We start from the raw sequence: 2230 nt of genomic DNA, 5'->3' as shown, positions 1-2230 counted from the left end.
ATGGATCGCGCGATGCAGGGTCTGTTCTGAGACATTCAGCTGCCGGGCCAGATCGCGCAATGTGACCGCGCCGCTGTCAATGCGTTTGGCGTGGGCGCGAGCTTGCTCGGGCGTGATGATCCGGGTGCGTCCGACGGGTTGGCCGCGCCGCTTGGCCGCCCGCATGCCCGCCTTGGTGCGTTCCGAGATCAGGCTGCGTTCGTATTCCGCAAAGACCGCCAACTGCCCAAAGATCATCCGGCCCACGGCGGTGGTGGTATCGATGCCCTGGGTCAGCGCGTTGAAGTGGATGCCTCTGGCGCGCAGCCCATCCAGGATTTGCAGCAGATGAATGGTCGAACGGCCCAACCGGTCCAGTTTCCACACCACCAGCGTATCGCCCGTGCGCAGCTCGGCCATCAGCCTGGTCAGACCGGCCCGCACAGTTTTTGCGCCCGAGATGCCGTGATCGGTGAAGATCAGATCGCATCCAGCGGTGGTCAGCGCGTCCCGCTGCAAGTGTTCGGACTGCTCGGCATCCGACACACGGATGTATCCGATCTTGCGGGCTTGGGAAGGGTCTTGCGTCATCCCATCAGTCTGCCCTGATTTTTCTGCAAAACAATCACCGATCATCGCACTTTTCCTCTTTTCAAAAGGGATCCCTTTTGAGGTCGCGGTGGGCTTGAAGATGCGCGGCCCAACTCCGCCGAAAAACCTGTGGAAAACCAACGAACGCAGACAGAGGCAGAGTGGATATGCTAGGCCTATCAAAAGGGATCCCTTTTGAATGTCGCCCTGACAAAGTGACACCCATGACGTTCCATTTGATCCGATCTTCTGCCAAACGCGCCCTGATGGGCGCAGCCCTTGCCGCAAGCCTGCTGATCTCACCGCTCTTGGCCCGCACGATTGATAACCCTGATGCCGACACCATCGGTCTGCTGGCCGCGTTTTTGTCCGGCAACACGCCCAACTTCCGCGAAGAGGCGCTGAAAGCGCAAGCCTATCGCCGCGCCAATGAGTTCGACAAACCCGCCGTGCTGAACCGGATCGAGGCCAGGTTGCGCGCTCAATACCAGGGCTTTGCGGAACTGGACGGCCTGCGCCTGCGGGTCAATGCCAGCATCGGCCCCTATGACGCCGCCGCAGGCGTCTATCGCATCTCGACCTTCAAGCCGGGGGTGTACTTTCCGTTCCGCCCCTATGCGCTGTTGTTGGACAATGCCGCCGACTTTTATGAATGGTCACTGCCCATTGCCGAGGCGCGCAAGATCCGTGAGATCAGCCCACGTGGCGCGGTGACAATCGAGATGCTGGTGCTGCCCTTTGCTGTCGCCCCGGACGACCAACGCCAGGTGCGCAGCCAGATCGTATCGATGAAGATGTTTGAGCGCCGCAGCGGGCAATTGCTGCATGAGGTCACTCTGCCAGAAAGCGCGTATCGCCAGATGAGGGTCGGTACGGACGCCGCCCCAGTGATGATCCCGCAGGATCAGATCGCTCTGGCGGGTGTCAGCCTGGGCATGGACGGAGAGGTTGCCAAAGCGCTGCTGCGCGATGCAGGTTTTGCCATCTTCGATGATCTGCGTGACAGCTTCCGCATCTCGACTGCCGCAGACACCATCGACTTTGGTGTGCAGACCACGCTTTTGTTTGATGACACGCTGTTCCTGAACAATCCCGTGGATCGCTATGCGCTGCACTTCGGATCACAGCTGGATTGTCGCGACAGCAACCAGGTCCACAGCTGCGGCGTGGTCAAGCTGCACCCCGAGGACGGCACCGTCACCAGCATGGCCTTGCTGCAAAACGCCGTCGGCACCTCAAAGCAGGATGTTGTGACCGCGCTTTTTGACAGATACGGGCCCGCGGCAGATCGGTTCAACACCTATGTCTGGCAGACCCATGCGACCGATCAATATGTCTGGGGCGGGGTCTCGACCGGCAGCTATGATGCGGCCCATGACTTCTCGGAAATCTCAGGCCCCAGGCACTGGCAGATCGAGGCCTTCGTGATGGAACCCACCCCGGACCGCAAGACCGTCATCGTGCAGATCAACGCCGTCAACGACCCTAACGCCGTCACCGGCAGCGGTGGCATCAAGTTCTAACCCCGACAGAGCCAAGCAAAAGGAGTGCTCCCCATGACCAACACAAATGATCCTTACGAAACCAACGGCCAAAACACCCACGCCGGGTCCACCAACCAGGGCCACGATGAGGCACAAAAAGGCTGGCAGCCCTCCCC

The 2230-nt window shown here is 60.4% G+C and carries 2 protein-coding genes; one reads left to right on the top strand and one right to left on the bottom strand.

Going from position 1 to position 2230, the window contains the following annotated elements:
• Window positions 1-615 (bottom strand): recombinase family protein (locus HRQ87_RS19910; RefSeq protein WP_246252584.1); only part of this gene is annotated, 615 nt, incomplete at its 3' end.
• 179 nt (window positions 616-794) lie between these two features.
• Between HRQ87_RS19910 and HRQ87_RS19905 the strand changes: the two genes are divergently transcribed.
• Window positions 795-2093, top strand: a complete 1299-nt coding sequence (locus tag HRQ87_RS19905; protein ID WP_174140194.1) for a hypothetical protein — start codon at window positions 795-797, stop codon at window positions 2091-2093.
• Window positions 2094-2230 lie beyond the last annotated feature (137 nt).

Source organism: Parasulfitobacter algicola, from assembly GCF_013315265.1.
GTDB classification, from domain to species: domain Bacteria; phylum Pseudomonadota; class Alphaproteobacteria; order Rhodobacterales; family Rhodobacteraceae; genus Parasulfitobacter; species Parasulfitobacter algicola.
Note: the sequence above shows the minus strand (reverse complement) of the source record. Positions and strands in the feature narration are given on the sequence as shown.